The sequence below is a fragment of the Bradyrhizobium sp. 139 genome (assembly GCF_023074175.1).
In the GTDB taxonomy this organism is placed as follows: Bacteria; Pseudomonadota; Alphaproteobacteria; order Rhizobiales; family Xanthobacteraceae; genus Bradyrhizobium.
In genome coordinates this window covers 81,920-97,684 of the sequence record NZ_JADPKS010000012.1, presented here as the reverse complement: position 1 = coordinate 97,684, position 15,765 = coordinate 81,920, and the positions used below count along the sequence as shown (strand labels likewise).

At 66.4% G+C, this 15,765-nt stretch carries 10 protein-coding genes; 3 read left to right on the top strand and 7 right to left on the bottom strand.

All coding sequences use genetic code 11. From position 1 onward, the window contains the following. The first annotated feature begins 3 nt into the window (after positions 1-3). From accD to IVA80_RS04305, 3 genes are read left to right on the top strand one after another with little or no spacing between them, the layout of a single operon-like run. The gene (gene accD / locus IVA80_RS04315; RefSeq protein WP_247425934.1) at positions 4-945 is read left to right on the top strand and encodes an acetyl-CoA carboxylase, carboxyltransferase subunit beta; all 942 of its coding nucleotides are present in this window, start codon (positions 4-6) and stop codon (positions 943-945) included. Beyond that, on the top strand, positions 942-2,285 hold the full coding sequence (locus IVA80_RS04310) for a folylpolyglutamate synthase/dihydrofolate synthase family protein (protein WP_247425933.1): 1,344 nt from the start codon (positions 942-944) through the stop codon (positions 2,283-2,285). Before accD ends, IVA80_RS04310 begins: the two co-directional genes overlap by 4 nt. Before the next feature lie 45 nt (positions 2,286-2,330). After that, entirely contained in the window at positions 2,331-3,071 is a 741-nt protein-coding gene (locus tag IVA80_RS04305; RefSeq protein WP_247425931.1) for a metallophosphoesterase family protein, read from the top strand. A gap of 113 nt (positions 3,072-3,184) precedes the next feature. Here the strand turns inward: IVA80_RS04305 and trxA are convergent, their stop codons facing one another. From trxA to IVA80_RS04270, 7 genes are all read right to left on the bottom strand, one after another. After that, complete coding sequence (gene trxA / locus IVA80_RS04300) at positions 3,185-3,505, bottom strand: thioredoxin (protein WP_007598398.1); 321 nt, start codon at positions 3,503-3,505, stop codon at positions 3,185-3,187. Between the two features lie 62 nt (positions 3,506-3,567). Further along, positions 3,568-7,077: a double-strand break repair helicase AddA gene (gene addA, locus IVA80_RS04295; RefSeq protein ID WP_247425929.1), complete on the bottom strand. Its 3,510-nt coding sequence runs from the start codon at positions 7,075-7,077 to the stop codon at positions 3,568-3,570. Next, the gene (gene addB, locus IVA80_RS04290; RefSeq protein WP_247425927.1) at positions 7,071-10,217 is read right to left on the bottom strand and encodes a double-strand break repair protein AddB; all 3,147 of its coding nucleotides are present in this window, start codon (positions 10,215-10,217) and stop codon (positions 7,071-7,073) included. The genes addA and addB overlap by 7 nt, the downstream gene beginning before the upstream one ends. Positions 10,218-10,427: 210 nt before the next feature. Then, positions 10,428-11,150: a nucleotidyltransferase family protein gene (locus tag IVA80_RS04285; protein ID WP_247425925.1), complete on the bottom strand. Its 723-nt coding sequence runs from the start codon at positions 11,148-11,150 to the stop codon at positions 10,428-10,430. Between the two features lie 138 nt (positions 11,151-11,288). Next, entirely contained in the window at positions 11,289-11,606 is a 318-nt protein-coding gene (locus IVA80_RS04280; protein WP_247425922.1) for a PilZ domain-containing protein, read from the bottom strand. A gap of 92 nt (positions 11,607-11,698) precedes the next feature. Then, complete coding sequence (gene tsaE / locus IVA80_RS04275) at positions 11,699-13,237, bottom strand: tRNA (adenosine(37)-N6)-threonylcarbamoyltransferase complex ATPase subunit type 1 TsaE (RefSeq protein WP_247425920.1); 1,539 nt, start codon at positions 13,235-13,237, stop codon at positions 11,699-11,701. Further along, the gene (locus tag IVA80_RS04270; protein ID WP_247425918.1) at positions 13,234-15,738 is read right to left on the bottom strand and encodes a PAS domain-containing sensor histidine kinase; all 2,505 of its coding nucleotides are present in this window, start codon (positions 15,736-15,738) and stop codon (positions 13,234-13,236) included. Before IVA80_RS04270 ends, tsaE begins: the two co-directional genes overlap by 4 nt. Positions 15,739-15,765 lie beyond the last annotated feature (27 nt).

Sequence of the window (15,765 nt, the reverse complement as noted above, 5' to 3'; positions counted from 1 at the left end):
ACCATGAACTGGCTTACCAATGTGGTCCGGCCGAAGATCCGCAACATGCTGCGGCGGGAGACGCCGGAGAATCTATGGATCAAATGTCCGGATTCCGGGCAGCTCGTGTTCTACAAGGACGTCGAGGCCAACCAGTTCGTCATCCCCGGCTCGAACTACCATATGCGCATGAACGCGGTGGCGCGTCTGAAGTCGATCTTCGACAACGAGACCTGGTACGACGTCGCGCTGCCGGACGTCACGCCCGACCCGCTCAAGTTCCGCGACGAGAAAAAATATGTCGACCGCATCAAGGATGCGCGGGCGCGGACCAATCTGAACGATGCAATCAAGGTCGGCTACGGCAAGCTCGAAGGCGCCGCCGTCGTTGTCGCCGTGCAGGATTTCGATTTCATGGGCGGCTCGCTCGGCATGGCCGCGGGTGAAGCCATCGTGCGCGGGCTGGAGCTCGCTGTCGAGAAGAAGTCGCCGTTCATCGTGTTCGCCGCATCAGGCGGCGCGCGCATGCAGGAAGGCATCTTGTCGCTGATGCAGATGCCGCGCACCACGGTCGCGGTGCAGATGCTGCGTGAGGCGAAACAGCCCTACATCGTCGTGCTGACCAACCCGACCACCGGCGGCGTCACCGCGTCCTATGCGATGCTGGGCGACGTCCAGATCGCCGAGCCCGGCGCACTGATCGGCTTTGCCGGCGCGCGCGTGATCGAGCAGACCATCCGCGAGAAATTGCCCGAAGGATTCCAGCGCGCCGAATATCTGAAAGAGCATGGCATGGTCGACATGGTCGTGCATCGCCACGAGTTGCGTCCGACTTTGGCGCGACTGTGCCGTCTGCTGACCAAGGCTCCGGCGCTGGAGAGCGCATCGAAGCCGGCGCAGGCCGTGACGAGCCCGGCCCAGATCGTGTCGGCCCCCGAGACGGCGCCGGCTGCGCCGCACGCGTGAACGCCTCCTCTGATAGCGCAAAGCCGTCGCTCGGTGAACTGATCGGGCGGCTGTCGGCTCTGCATCAGAAGCGCATCGATCTCGGGCTGGAGCGGATGCACCGCCTGCTCGAGCGGCTCGGTCACCCCGAACGCAAGCTGCCGCCGGTGATCCATATTGCCGGCACCAATGGCAAGGGTTCGACGCTCGCTTATCTGCGCGCGACGCTGGAGGCAGCCGGCCTGCGCGTCCACGCCTACACCTCGCCCTATCTCGTGCGCATCAACGAATGTTTCCGGCTCGGCCGTGTCGGCGGCGGCGTGCTCGTCGGCGACGACGAATTGCGCGCCGCTCTTGAAGAGGTCGAGCGCGTCAATGCCGGCGAGGCTGCGACATTGTTCGAGCTGAAGACCGCGGCGGCGTTTTATCTGTTCGCACAGAACCCGGCCGATGTCGTGCTGCTCGAAGTCGGCCTCGGCGGCCGGCTCGATTCGACCAATGTGATCGACGCGCCGGCGGCCTGCGTGATCACGCCGGTCAGCATGGACCATATGGATTTCCTTGGCGACACGCTGATCTCCATCGCCGGCGAGAAGGCGGCGATCATCAAGCGCGGCATGCCCGTGGTTTGCGCCGAGCAGTCGCAGGAAGCGATGGCCGTGATCGAGGCGCAGGCCAGGCGCATGCGCGCGCCGCTGTTTGCCGCGGGCGAGAGCTGGCACGTTAATATCGAGCACGGGCGTCTGGTCTATTCCGACGATCGTGGCCTGATGGATCTGACGGCGCCACGCCTGTTCGGACGGCATCAATTCGACAATGCGGGTCTCGCGATCGCGACGCTGCGTGCCATCCAGACATTCAAAGTCAGCCAGGCGGCATTCGAGGCCGGCATCGTCGGCGCGGAATGGCCGGCGCGGATGCAGCGGATCACGTCGGGCGAACTGCTCTCCTGGGGGCCACAGGGGTCGGAGATCTGGCTCGACGGCGGGCACAATGCCGACGGCGGGCGCGTTGCGGCGGCCGCGCTCGGCGACCTCGAAGAGCGGGTGTCGCGGCCGCTGGTCGTGATCGCGGGCATGATGGCCAACAAGGACGCAAAGGGTTTTCTTGCCAATTTTGCCGGCCTGACCCGTCACATCATCGCGGTGCCGATCCCCGACACCGATAACGCGATGCCGGTCGACCGGCTTGCGGACGCCGCGCGCAGCCTCGGCATGCGCGTCGAACTCGCGCCCGGCATCGAAGCCGCGCTGCGCGCCTTATCGCGGCTTGCCTATGAGGTGCCGCCGCGCATCCTGATCACCGGCTCGCTCTATCTCGCCGGCCACGTGCTCGGCATTAACGGCACGCCTCCTGCATAGCGGCTGCGTAAATATTGCGTCCGGGGCACGAGGGTGAGGTTGATAATGCGTTTTGCCGCGATCGCCGACATTCATGGAAATTACCTCGCGCTGGAGGCGGTGCTCGCCGACATCCGCGCGCAAGGCATCGCCGACATCGTCAATCTCGGCGACATGCTGAGCGGTCCGCTCGATGCGCGCCGCACCATCGAGATCCTGATGACGCTCGACGCCGTGCACGTGCTCGGCAATCACGACCGCTATCTGCTCGACCGCCCCCGGGAGAAAATGGGCTCGTGGGACCGTCCAGCGCATGCCCAGCTCAATGTTGCGCAACTCGATTGGCTGCGCGCGCAGCCGATGAAGCGTGTGTTTCGCGAGCAGGTCTTGCTTTGCCACGCGACGCCTGACAATGACGAAGTCTACTGGCTCGATACCGTGCATCCCGAGGGTACGGTCGCGCTATCGCAGCTGGATCGGATCGAGCAGCACGCGCAAGGCATCACGCAGTCCCTGATCCTCTGCGCCCACACCCATCTCGCCCGCGCCGTGCGGCTTCGCGACGGCCGGCTGATCGTCAATCCCGGCAGCGTTGGCAGCCCCGGCTATCGCGATGTGCATCCATTCCCGCATGTCGTCGAAGCCGGCACGCCGCACGCGCGCTATGCGATCCTCGAACTCGTTGACGGCGCCTGGCAGGTGACGTTCCGTCACATCGCGTACGACCACGAGGCGATGGCCGCGCTGGCGCGTCGCAACAGCCAGCCGGAGCTGGCGACCGCGCTCGCGACCGGTTGGATCAAATAGACATCTTCCGCGCAGCCCGGATTGCGCTGCGCTCCATCCATCGGGGTGCGGGCAAAACAAAACGGCCGGCGAAGCGCCGGCCGTGGTCGAAAATCATCGTGTCGCGACGCAGATCAGACCGCGGAGGTGATCCACTGCTGAAGCTTCGCCTTCGGCGCGGCGCCGACCTGGCGGGAGGCCATCTCGCCGCCCTTGAAGATCATCAAGGTCGGGATCGACATCACGCCGTACTTCGAGGCGGTCTTCGGGCTCTCGTCGACGTTGAGCTTCACGATCTTGACCTTGTCGCCCATCGCGCCGGCGATCTCGTCGAGGGCGGGCGCGATCATGCGGCAGGGGCCGCACCATTCGGCCCAGAAATCGACGACCACGGGGCCGTTCGCCTTGAGCACTTCGGCTTCGAAATCGGTGTCAGAAACCTTACCAACGGCCATGGTCGTACCTCGTACCTGAGAGAAGGGCGCGACGGGAATCGCGCCAAGATCATGGCGTCAACCTATGAATGGCTCCTTGCCGGGTCAAGGACGCTCACGCCGACATGAAGGGATGCCAGCGCCGCGTCCAGCGCGGGAGCTGAAATCTCCATATATTCAAGGGCCTCGGTCCAGAGCAGGACGGCGCGGAGCGGCTTTTGGGGAAAAAGCCTCGATAGCACCGCCCGGTACAGCGCGAGCTGACGGACATAGGCGGCGGGCGCCGCAGTGGCGCTCTTGGGAGCCGCCTGGTTGGTCTTGAAATCGACGATCAGAACCTCATCCGGCCGAACGACCAGCCGGTCGATCTGGCCCGACACCAGCGCCGGCGACCGGCCCGGCCGCTCCAGCCGGCCGACGATGGCCACCTCTGCCCGGCTGCCGGCGGCAAAGACCGGCGCAAAGCGCGGCTCGGCGATCAGGGCGAGCACTTTATCGGCCAACGCGGTGCGGTCGGCCTCCGTCCAGTCGGACGCATTGCGTGCCATGAACCCGAGCGCGGCCTCGCGGCGGCGTTCCGCGGCGAGGTCCGGGAGCGATTGCAGCAACCGGTGCACCAGCGTGCCGCGCTGCAGTGCCAGCGCACGGGGCTGCACCGATTCGCCTGATCGCACCGCGCGGCCTTCCTCGGCCGACTGGCCGGAAGGGCGCACGGGATCGTCATCGAGCATCTCGCGCGGTGCCGACGTCCGCAGCCAGTCCGGCAATGCGATCGATTGGTCCACCGACATCGCAGGCGTGCCCAGCGCCGCGACATCCTCCGGCCGGGCGAATCGGGTCACCTTGCCGAGCGGCGTCTCGATCGTTTGCTTCTCCAGGCCCGAGCCGGCGAGCCCGGTGTCGACCAGATCGTACCAGCTCAGCTTGCGAACCGTCTTCATGTTGCCGGGCATGCAGCCGCCGACGATCAGGCGGTCGGCGGCGCGCGTCATCGCGACATAGAGCAGGCGGCGATATTCGTCCTCGGTCTCCTCGAGCATCGCCTTGCGCGCCTCGACGACGGGCTTGGGATCGTCGGCCTTGCGGCCGGCCCAGACCACCACCTCGCCGCCATTGCCGCGCGGCACCTGGATCAGCCGCAGCCGCTGCGAGTCCGCGGGAGACGATGTGGTGTCGACCATGAACACGACCGAGGCCTCCAGGCCCTTGGCGCCGTGCACGGTCATCACCCGCACCTCGTCGCGCGAGATCTCCATGTCGCGCTTCACCTCGGTGTCGGCCGACCGCAGCCAGGCCATGAAGCCTTGCAGCGAGGCCGGCGCCTTCCGCTCGTAGTTCAGTGCCAGCTCCAAAAATTCGTCGAGCGCGTCGTTGGCCTCGTGGCCGAGCCGGCGCAGGATGCGCGCCCGGCCGCCGTCGCCGCCAAGCAACCAGGCGTAGAAGGCGAACGGAGTCTCGTCGCGCGACCGCGCCGCGCAGGCTTCGAGCCGCCGCAGTGCCGTGGCGAATTTCTCGCTTGTGGCTGCATGCTCGGCGAGCGCACGGCGCAGCGATCCCTTGCGACCCCAAGCGAGTGTAAAGAGGTCATCCTCATCGAGCCCGAACAGCGGGCTCTTCAGCGCGACCGCGAGCGCGAGATCGTCCTGCGGCAGCAGCAGCGCGTCGGCGAGATTCATCAGGTCGATGATCGCGATGTGCTCGGTCAGCTTCAGCCGGTCGGCGCCGGCGACCGGAACATTGGCGTGCTTCAGTGCCTGGATCACGGCGTCGAACGCGTTGCCGCGCCGGCGCACCAGGATCAGCATGTCGCCGTAACGCAGCGGCCGGCGCTCACCTTCGTGCCCCGTCAGCGTGCCGCTCTCGACCAGTTGCTTGATCTCGGCCTGGATGCGGCGGGCGAGCTTCACCTCGGGGCTGGTGGCGGCGACGCCGTCGAACGGCGCCCGCCAGCCCTCGATCTCCTGCCTGTCATCGGCCTCCGCAAGGTCCCACAGCTCGATCACGCTGGGACCTGCGTCGGCAAGCGCGTTGTGCAGGGGGTGGCCGATCTCGACCGAATGGATGCTCTTGTAGATCGCGGGCTCGCGGAAGACATGGTCGACCGAGTGCAGGATCGCGGCGCCGGAGCGGAACGAATAGGTGAAGGCGACCGGATCGAATTTCAGCCCGGCCGCGGTGAACTTGCGATGCAGCTCGCGCCGGCGCGCGTCGAATTCGCGCGGAGCCGCGCCCTGGAACGAGAATATCGACTGCTTCTCGTCGCCGACGGCGAAGACCGTGCGGTTCAGCCCTTCGCGCGCACCTTCGCCCGCGGTGAATTCCGAGATGATGTGCGCGACGATATCCCATTGCCGCGGGCTGGTGTCCTGGGCCTCGTCGATCAGGACATGGTCGACGCCGCGGTCGAGCTTGTAATGCACCCAGCCCGAAGAGACGCGATTCAGCATGGCCAGCGTCTTGTCGATGAGGTCGTCATAGTCGAGCAGCCCGCGCTCCTGCTTCTCGCGGCGGTAGTTCGCAGCGGCGGCCGTCGCGATATGCAGGAGAGCCGCGGTGCGGTCGCGCATGGTCACCGCGCGGCGCTTCTCGATCAGCCCGCCGATGCGTTGCGCCTCGTTCTCGAACAGCCGGGCGACGGAGGGGGTGTGATCGCAAAACTTCTTGGTCAGCACCGACTTGCGCGGCAGCTTTTCATCGGTGAGGAAGACGCAGAGATAGGCATCGACCTGCGCGCCGCCGGAAAAGACTTTTGCTTCGCGGAGCCGACCGGCCTGGTCGTTGTCGGATTTGCTGCCGTCCTCCAGCGCAAAAGCGATGTCATCCCAGCGCGATCGCGGCAGGAACGGACCGTCGAGAATTTCCGTTTCGACGTCCTCGATGCGATCGCTGGCGTCCACGCCCAGCGCCGCTGTCATCTGCTCGGCTGCCAGCTCAGCGTTCCCGGCCTCATCGGTCCAGGCCATGAAATGATCGCGGCTCAGACAGGCCTCGCGCACGACCTCCTTGAAGGTGACATCGGCGGCGCTCGCCATCGCAGTCAGCAGCGCGCGGCCGGTGACGCTATCAGGATCGCGCGCGGCCTCCAGCAGTACCTTCAGATTGGCGCGCTCCATCATGTCGGTCTGGTCGCGATCGTCGATCACCGCGAAGCGCGCCGGCACGTTGGCCTCGAACGGAAACTGCTGCAGCAGGCGGGTGCACAGCGCGTGGATGGTCTGCACCTTCAGTCCGCCGGGCGTCTCCAGCGCACAGGCGAACAGTTTTCGCGCTTCGCGGCGCAACTTTGAATTGGGATGCGGGATGCCGACCGCCTTGATCGCCGCGTCGAGTGCCGTGTCGTCGAGCGTCACCCAATGCCCGAGCGTGGTGAACACGCGCTCGGCCATGTTGGCGGCAGCCGCCTTGGTGAAGGTGATGCAGAGGATCTTTTCCGGCGGCACGCCAGAGAGCAGCAGGCGGATCACCCGCTGCACCAGCACATGCGTCTTGCCCGAGCCGGCATTGGCCGACACGAACGCCGACGCAGTCGGATCGGACGCGCGTGCCTGCCGCGCGCGCACCTCATCGGGAATGGGACGCGGCAACTTCACCATTCCTCGATTCCCAATCCGCCGGCCGCGGACCATTCCTTGATCCGGGCTAAGTCGTCATAAGTGCCGTAGCGGTTCGTCCACATCGGCAAGTTCAGCGAGGTGTAGGGCTGGCTCTCGTCCTCGAAGGCGCGGATCAGCGCCTCCAGCTTGGTCCGTGCTTCGGCAGCAGCCGTATCAGGCGGCTGCGGCTCGTCGCCTTGCCTATATTTGAGCTCGAGGATGCGCTCCTCGCCCGGCGGATTGTTGCCGCTCAGGCGCACATAGACGAGCTGGCTCACGGACGCGCCGGCATCGATATCGGGAAAACCGCCCTCGCGCAGGATCGCGGCTTCCAGCGCGAGCTGCGGCGACAGGCCCATCCGGACCTGCTTGCCGGTCGGCGGCTGGCCGGTCTTGTAGTCGAGGATGGCATAGCCGCCGCCCTGGCGCCGCTCGATGCGGTCGGCGCGGGCGGAGAGCTGGAAGCTGCGCTCGTGGTCGAGCCGGATCGAGATCTCACCGCGGGTCTCTGCGGTGATCGCTTCGATCGCGCCCCGCCGCGCCGTCTCCCATTCGCCGAACCAGCGCACGATGCGCTGGAAGCGCGGCCACCACAGCGCCCGCGCCTCGGGCCGCTCCATCAGCGGAGCAAAATATTTCTCGCCGATCGCACGCAGCACGCGGGCGGGATCTTCAGGAAGATGCGTCGCATAGCTTTCCGTGAACTCGCCGAGTGCATCGTGGATCGCCGAGCCGCGGTCGGCGGCCGACAGCGGCATGTCGACGGGATCGAGTGCGTCCAGCCGCAGGATGCGTTTGGCGTAGATCGTGTAGGGGTCGCGCAACCAGTCTTCGATTTCGGTGACCGACATCTTCAGCGGCCGTGTCGCGCGTGGCGGACGCGGCTCGGGCTGCTTGATCGGCCTGACGTCGGCGGGTTGGTCCAGGGCGGCGGCGAACTGCACGTACTCGTCGCCGGAGCCGATCGCCGCCTTCCAATGCGCCTCGCCCGCGACGGCTTCGAGCCGGTGCAGGAAGCGCGAGGCCACCGCCGGCGCGCCGCCGGCCTTGGCGGAATGGGTGAGGATCACCTCGCCGGCGCCGAGCAGCTGCGCGAAATCGTGGGCGGAGAGGCCGATACGGCGCTCAGGCAGATCGAGGCCGAGCTGGTGCCGCATCGGTCGGCTGAGCCAGGGATCGATGCGCGGCGCCGGCGGCCAGACGCCCTCGATCAGTCCGCCGACGATGATTCGGTCGGCCTGCATCAGGCGCGATTCCAGCGGGCCGTAGATCTGAAGCCGCGCGCCGGGCTTGTCTCGCCGCCGCACCGCGCGATCGCCAAATGCGGTCTGGAAGACGTCTGCGTAGTCCGGCAGCGTCACCATCAGTCCGCTGGTCGTGCCGCCGCGCAGGAGATCGTCGAAGGCGCTCGCGAGTGCGAGGCCCTCGCGGTCCTCGAAGGCCAGGGAAATGCCCTGCTCGTCGCGCGACAGCTCGATCATGATCTCGCGGTGGCGATGTGCGAGCTCGGCGAAGTCAAACGCCTTCGCTGACGCCAGGCTCTCGATCGGCGCCAATGCTATCCGCAGGGCATCGATCAGCGCCTGGATGCGATCGAGGTCTTCCGCTTTGAGACGCGCGCGCGGCTCGGCCTTATGCAGCGCGGAGACCTCGCTGCGCCACAGCTTTGCCAGCTCCTCGCGGAAGCGATTGAATTCACGCAGCAGGCCGGCAGTGCCTGCAGGCGGTCGCGTGCCGCGCAAAACCGCAAGCTCCAGGCCCTCGATCGCCGCCCTCCATGCGCCAGGTGCGCGGCCGAGCCGGCACAGCGGATGCTTCAGCATCGCCAACAGCGTCGGCGGCTCCAATCCCTTGGTCGCAGCCTCCGCTGTGAGCCGCGCAAAGACGCCGGCGGACGTCTCCATCAAGACGTCGCCGCCGGAATCGTCGAACGCGAGGTCCCACCGGGTCAGCGCGGCCATCACCCGCCGCGCCAGTGCGCGATCGGGCGTGACAAGCGCGGCGGATTTGTCGAGATGCCGCGCCTCGCGCATCGCAATCGCGATGGCGAGGGCTTCCATCTCGGGATTGGGGGCTTCGACCACTGCGAGATTGTTCATGCCGCCGGTGATCTTCGCGGCCACATCCGGCTGCTTCAGGCGGTCGTGCCAAATCTCGGTCCTGGCCGATGGCCGCATCGATTCGGAGGCGAGCAGATCGCGGCCGCCTTCCGCCGGAGGCTGGAGGATATCGACGTCGCTGCGCTTGATGCCAAAGCGATCCAGCAGCGCGTGCATGGCATATTGCGGATGGTTCGAGACCGGATGCTCCGCGAACTTGCCGAGCGAGTCGCGTACGCCGCCGATGCTGCGCCAGGCATCGTCGTCGAGATCGGTGTCGAGGCCGGGCAGCACCACGGCGCCATGCGGCAGCGAGGCGACGGCGTGGAGAAATCTTGCCGTGGCCGGCATCGAGCCGGTCGAACCGGCCGCGATCACGGGGCCATGGTGATGCGCGGTCAGCCGCTTGGCTTCGGCATCGATCAGGAGGTCGCGGCGGGCAGCGGGCTCGATGCGTTTGATTTCGGCGAGATGACCGGGCCAGGCGATGCGCGCGATTCGCAAAAATTCGAGCGAGTGCTGCCAGTACCGGTCGAGCAGGTCAGGCACGAGGCCATCGAGCGCGCTCCAGTCGACGCCGCGCGTGACCATGTCGTCGATCAGCCGCGCGAGATCAGAGGCCAGCGCCAGCGTCGAAGCGGGGCCGCCGACGACCAGCGGAGACAGCACCGGGCCCTTGGCCCAGGCCGCGACCAGCTGCGCCAGCGTCAGCCGCCGTTCGAGCTCGCCGAGGCGCGGCGGAATATCGAGCGGCGTTGCGCCGGAAAACTGTTCGCCCTCATCGGCGAAAGCGAGTTCATCCTCGTCGATGTCGCCGAGCGCGACGATGCGCGGCAGCACCACCGCATCGGCCGCCATCTCGTCGAGAAAGATCTCGCGCACGATGCGCATCGCGCGCCGGGTCGGCAGGTACAGCGTGGCATCCGCAAGCCGCGCCGGTTCCTTGCGCGCCTCGAAACCGTCGACCAGCCGGCCGTCGAGGAGGGCCGTGACGACGCTGCGCAGAAACGGGACTGAGATGGGAACGCTGAAAACGCGCATCGGCTGCCTGATTCGAGGATCAGGCGCCAGTATAGGGAGATGGACTCAAATGGTCATGGGCGGCGGGGATGTCTTTCCCCGTTGTTCGCCGGACTTCGTAGATTCGTAGGGCGGGCAAAGGCGCTCTTGCGCCGCGCCCACCATGTCTCACCCCGAGTTTCAACTTGATTGGTGGGCACGCTTCGCTTTGCCCGCCCTACTGGAGGGTGCCTATGCCACGCTCTCCAGAAACGCCTCTTCCGCCGCATGCACGGCATCAGGCGTGCCGACATGCATCCAGACGCCGTCGAGGCGCAGGCCGAACAGCCGCTCCTGCTCGTTGGCATGGTCGAACATCTTGGTCAGCGAGAACTCGCCCTGCGGTGCGCCGGCGAAGATCGAGGGCGACAGGATCGCCGCGCCGGCATAGACGAACGGAACGACCTCTTTTTCCTTGCGCTTGCGCAGGGCCCCGTCGGGCAGCATCCCGTAATCGCCGCGACCGCTATAGCCGATGCTGGTCGTCGTCGGCGCCATCAGCAGCAGGATGTCCATGCGCGCGGGATCGAAGTTTTCAGCAAGCCGCGCCAGGTTCGAGCGCACGCCGTCGATCCACAGCGTGTCGGAATTGACGTGGAAGAACGGCGCGTCACCGAGCAGCGGCAGTGCCTTGACCACACCGCCGCCGGTGCCGAGCACCTGGTCGCGCTCGTCCGAGATGATCACGCGCGGATGCTGGCGGCACGCGGTGTGATTGATGATCTGGTCGGGCAGATAGTGCACATTGACGATCGCCTCGGTCACGCCGGCGTCGCCGAGCTTCTCGAGCACATGGTCGAGCAGCGGCTGGCCGGCCACCGGCACCAGCGGCTTCGGCATCTTCTCCGTCAACGGACGCATGCGCAGGCCGAATCCTGCGGCGAGCACCATGGCTTTGGTCGGCTTGACGGACATCGTTGGCTTTCTCAGACTGTCTTTCTCAGACCTTTTGGCTTCGCGTTCGCGGCAATCCTAGCACGGGCCTTGGTCAGCTGCACCGAACCACAACCGCCTTAACCACCCGCCGTGACGGTTGTACGACGGGTGTTGCCGTTACGCCCCGACGGATGTGGAACGCACCCTTTTCTTCCTGTCGCCGAGCTTGAGGAAATTGACGCCGATCTGGTCACCATTGACCCAAGCCAGTTCGCAGCGCCGGTACGCGAGCCCGGTGGACGACAGCAGGAGAAAAAATTCCTTCAGATGCAGGCCTTCGACCGAACCGTCGATGGTCAGCTTGGCGCCGCTCTCGGAGATGTCCTCCATGGTGCAGTCGCGCCGCCAGGTGCCGTCGATTCCCATCATCTGAGCCGCGATCCCGCGTTCGAAAACAACCCGGCTGTTGCCGCGCTGGTCCGTCTTCACCGCCATCTGCCTTGCTCCAGCCCGTCATTATCCGGCTGCCTCGCCGCGAGAATACCGGCGTCTTGGCTAACAGCCGGTAAATCGGCCCCGAATCAGGCTTAGGGCGACGCTTGGGTCGTCCCTTGGGGGAGCGGGACGTTGGCGAGGTACCAGTCGCGCAGGTGAGCCAGCGCGGGATGCGCCAGCGAGCGCTGGAGGTAGGTCCAGATCCGCGGCTGGTGGCGCAGATAATGCGGCTTACCGTCGCGGCGATTGAGGCGGGCGAAGGTGCCGAGCAGGCGCGTATTCCGCTGCGCCGACATGATCGCATAAAGCTCAGCGAAGCCAGCCGGATCGAAGCTCGCATCGTCTGCGCGGCGGGCCTTGATGTAGCGCGACAGCAGCGTCAGCTCGAGGCTTTCGGGCACGTCGATGCGGGCATCCTGGAGCAGCGAGACGACGTCGTAGGATTGCGGTCCGAGCACGGTGTCCTGGAAATCGATCACACCGACGCGCTCGATGCCGGTGCGGTCCGCGAGCCAGATCAGATTGGGCGAGTGATAGTCGCGGATGATCCACGTCTTTGGCGCCGCCAGCGGCTTCTTCAGCAGCTCGCGCCACATCGCGAAAAATTCAGCTCGTGCTTTGTCGCCCAGCGGAGCGTTGCGATCGGGCAGGTACCATTCCGGCATCAACCCGATTTCGATCAGCAGCGCTTCGGTGTCGAAGACCGGAATCGGGTAGCTCTGATCTGCCAGCGGCAGCGTGTCCGGCAGCGTCTTGCCGTGCAGCACGGCCAGCACGTCGGTCGCGGCCTCGTAGCGCTCCGCAATCGGGCGCGGCGGATTGCCTTCGGTCACGCCTTCGCTGCCAAAATCTTCGGTGATCAGGAAGCCGTGGTCGAGGTCGAAATGATGGATCGCGGGCGCGGAGATGCCTTGCGCGCGCAGGCCTTCGTCGATCGCCACGAACGGTTTAACGTTCTCGGCCAGATGCACTGCGGCGCTGTAGGATTTTCCGTTGTAGATCGCAGTGCCGTCGGGGCGCTGCGGAAAGTTCATGAGGATGACGACGCCGTCGTTGCGCATCAGCCGCGCATAGGAACGGGTCGAGGCATCGCCGTCCATGCGCTTGCGCGTTGCGCCGATGTAGCTGGATGCATCGAGGAATTCCCGCAGCGCCTTCAGCCGCGCGACCCGCGCGGCCCCCTTGCCGTAGCCGGTGATGTCCGCGGCACGCGCGGACGAGCCTAGCGCCGGCCGATGCGTCAGCGCGATGTCGATGCGATCCTTCGGCATTGCCGAGGGCGCACGCTCCGGCCACTCGATCAGGACGAGGCTTGCTTCCGGCAGCGGCGACAGGCCAATCTCCTCGAGCTCCCTCTCGTCCTCGACGCGATAGAGATCGGCGTGCATCACCGGAAACAGCGACAGCTCGTAACCCTGCACCAGGGTGAAGGTGGGGCTCGGCACCTCCAGCGTCTCGTCGCCGGCGAGATAGCGGATCATGGCGCGCGCGGCCGTGGTCTTGCCGGCGCCGAGATCGCCGGTGAGTGTGATGGCATCGCCGGGTCCGACCAGCAGCGCGAGGTCGGCCATCAATTGCGCAGTGGCCGTCTCGTTGACGAGCGCGACGGAGAATGTGGTTGGTTCAGTCATTCGGCGGCGTCGCGTTGCGCCGCCTGGTCGGTCGGGAAGTCGCAGATCACGACCGTGCCCCTGTCCACGATCGAGTCCACCCGCACCTTGCCGCCATGCAGCTCGACGAAGGAGCGCACCAGCGACAGGCCGAGCCCGGCGCCGCGGTGGCGCGACCCCTGCGAGCGGCTTTCGAACCAGTTGAACACCTTGTCCTTCATGTCTGCAGGTATTCCAGGCCCGGAATCTGTCACAGTGAAGACCACGCTGCGTTCGGTGCGGCGCGCGGTGATGCCGACGGTGGAATCCTGTGGAGAAAACCCGACGGCGTTGGCGAGGAGGTTATAGAGCACCTGCACCACGCGCTTCTCGTCGCCGGTGAAGCTGCCGACATCGGGCGCAATCTCGATCTTGAGACGGATGCGATCGGTGGCGAGCCGGTCCTGGATGCCCTCGGCGGCGAGCTCGATGGTTTTGCTGACGTCGACCGGGCCGAGTTCCAGCTTCATGGCGCCGGCGTCGATGGTGGCAAGATCCAGGATGTTGTTGGTGAGCGCCAGCAGCGCGTTGGTCGATTTGGTGACGTAGTCGAGATATTCGGCCTGTTTCGGCGTCAGCGGCCCGGTCGAGGGATCGCTGAGGAAATGCGCGAAGCCGATGATGGTGGTGAGCGGCGAGCGCAGCTCGTAGGAGACGTGGTGGACGAAATCCACCTTCATCTGGTCAGCGGCCTCCAGCGCCTCGTTGCGCTCGCGCAGTGCGCGCTCGACATTCTCGGTGTCGGTGATGTCCTGGAACGTCAGCATCGTCGCGCCGTCATGCAGCGGGCGAATCATGCCATCGAGCACGCTGCCGTCCTTGCGCTCCAGCTTGAGCGGAACGTCGGCGCGGCTCTCGATCGAGGTGACGGCCTCGCGGATCTGCCGCCAGACCACGGGGTCGTCGAAAAGTTGATGGCACCAGCCTTCGACGGTCTGGATGTGCGGCTCGTCGCGCATGGCGTCGCTGGACAGCTTCCACATCCGGACAAAGGCCGGATTGAACAGCTGCGCCTTGCCGTTGCTGCCGAACACCGCGACGCCTTCGGCGAGGCTGTCCAGCGTCTCGCGCTGGACGCGGATCATACCGTCGAAGCGGCGGGCGAGCTCGAGGCTCTCGGTGACGTCGTCGAACAGATAAGTGACGCCGCCTTCCGGATTGGGCGTCGTGACGACGGAGAGCGCGCGGCCGTCGGGCAGATACCAGGTGTCCTTGGCGGTCTCGACGGCGCGATAGGCTTCGTGCAGCTTGGCCTTCCAGGCGCGGAAGTCCGGCTGCTCCGGCAGCTTGCGCGCGGCGCGGAGCTGGTCGAGCACGCTGGAATCGTCAGGGTTGGCGTCGAGGAAGGTGCGGTCGAGGTCCCACAGCCGGCGGTAGGAATCGTTGTAGAAGGCGAGACGGCGCTGGCCGTCGAACACGGCAACGCCGGAGGAGAGCTGGTCCAGCGTGCGCCGATGCGCCTCCGCCATGCGCACCAGCGCCGAGCTCAGCGCATCCGCCTCGCTGGCATCGATGGCGACACCGACACTGCCGCTGCCGACATTGACGGCGCGCACGTCGTAGATGCGCCGCTCCCCGCCGATCACGATCGGCAGCCGCGAGTTGAAATTGGCCGCATCCTTCAGGCCCCGGTCCATCGCGGTGCGGTCGGCGCTGTCGAGCAGCTCGAGCTTGCGCTCCTGGACGTCGGCGACGCTGTTCGCCTCGGTCGCGCGCACATAGGCCGGATTGGCGAAAGTGAGCGCGCCGTTCCCGGCCTTGGCCCAGATCGGCCAGGGCGCGGCGGCGGCAAAGCCGCGCAGCATCTCGGTCTCGTCGGTGAGTGCCCTGTAGCGCAGGTTGGTTTCAGCCAGATCGCGCCGGAGTCCGGAGAGTTCACGAATCCTGACAATAGCTTGGCCGCCGATGGCGCGGCCGATGGCCTCCAGCGTGTGGCCGTGCGCGGTGGTCAGCGTCAGCTGGAACCCGTCACCGCGCTCACGTAGCGCATCGACCGCGTGATCGATCTGGAGCGCGGGTTCCGGCGGCAGCCAGGTTCCGAACGCGAGCACGCGCTGCGGGGAGGAGTCGCGCGGCAGCACCATGGAGAGGTCGCCGGAAATCTGCGCGCGATTGTCGCCGGCCGGCCAGGAAATCAGGATCTGCGGCTCTGCGAACAGCAGCGCGCCGAAGCGATCGGACTGGAGTTGCAGTTCCCCGATGCGCGCGCGCAGCCGCGCCTCGCTCTTCGCCGTGCGAACGCGTGTGCGCATCAGCAGGATCGCGGCCACGACCGAGAAGCCGAGCAGGGCCAGCGCGGTGGCCAGCACCGCGAGTTCCTGCCGGTTGAAGTCCAGCATTATGGAAAGTGTGTCGACGAGGTCGGCAGCCTCAGCCGGCGCAGCCGGCAGCAGCGCTGCGAGAGCGCTCCCAATCAGGCCGTTGCGCACGAGCGATGTGCACGACAGCAGCGTCCGACGCATCGACACGATCACGCCTGACATAGTTGCCCCAAGATCGCACGGATTTGC

What these genes read in the sequence shown, in the direction of transcription:
- accD (WP_247425934.1), top strand. Translation starts at nt 4, where the DNA reads ATGAACTGGCTTACCAATGTGGTCCGGCCGAAGATCCGCAACATGCTG.
- IVA80_RS04305 (WP_247425931.1), top strand. Translation starts at nt 2,331, where the DNA reads ATGCGTTTTGCCGCGATCGCCGACATTCATGGAAATTACCTCGCGCTG.
- trxA (WP_007598398.1), bottom strand. Translation starts at nt 3,505, where the DNA reads ATGGCCGTTGGTAAGGTTTCTGACACCGATTTCGAAGCCGAAGTGCTC.
- addA (WP_247425929.1), bottom strand. Translation starts at nt 7,077, where the DNA reads ATGGTGAAGTTGCCGCGTCCCATTCCCGATGAGGTGCGCGCGCGGCAG.
- addB (WP_247425927.1), bottom strand. Translation starts at nt 10,217, where the DNA reads ATGCGCGTTTTCAGCGTTCCCATCTCAGTCCCGTTTCTGCGCAGCGTC.
- IVA80_RS04285 (WP_247425925.1), bottom strand. Translation starts at nt 11,150, where the DNA reads ATGTCCGTCAAGCCGACCAAAGCCATGGTGCTCGCCGCAGGATTCGGC.
- IVA80_RS04280 (WP_247425922.1), bottom strand. Translation starts at nt 11,606, where the DNA reads ATGGCGGTGAAGACGGACCAGCGCGGCAACAGCCGGGTTGTTTTCGAA.
- tsaE (WP_247425920.1), bottom strand. Translation starts at nt 13,237, where the DNA reads ATGACTGAACCAACCACATTCTCCGTCGCGCTCGTCAACGAGACGGCC.
- IVA80_RS04270 (WP_247425918.1), bottom strand. Translation starts at nt 15,738, where the DNA reads ATGTCAGGCGTGATCGTGTCGATGCGTCGGACGCTGCTGTCGTGCACA.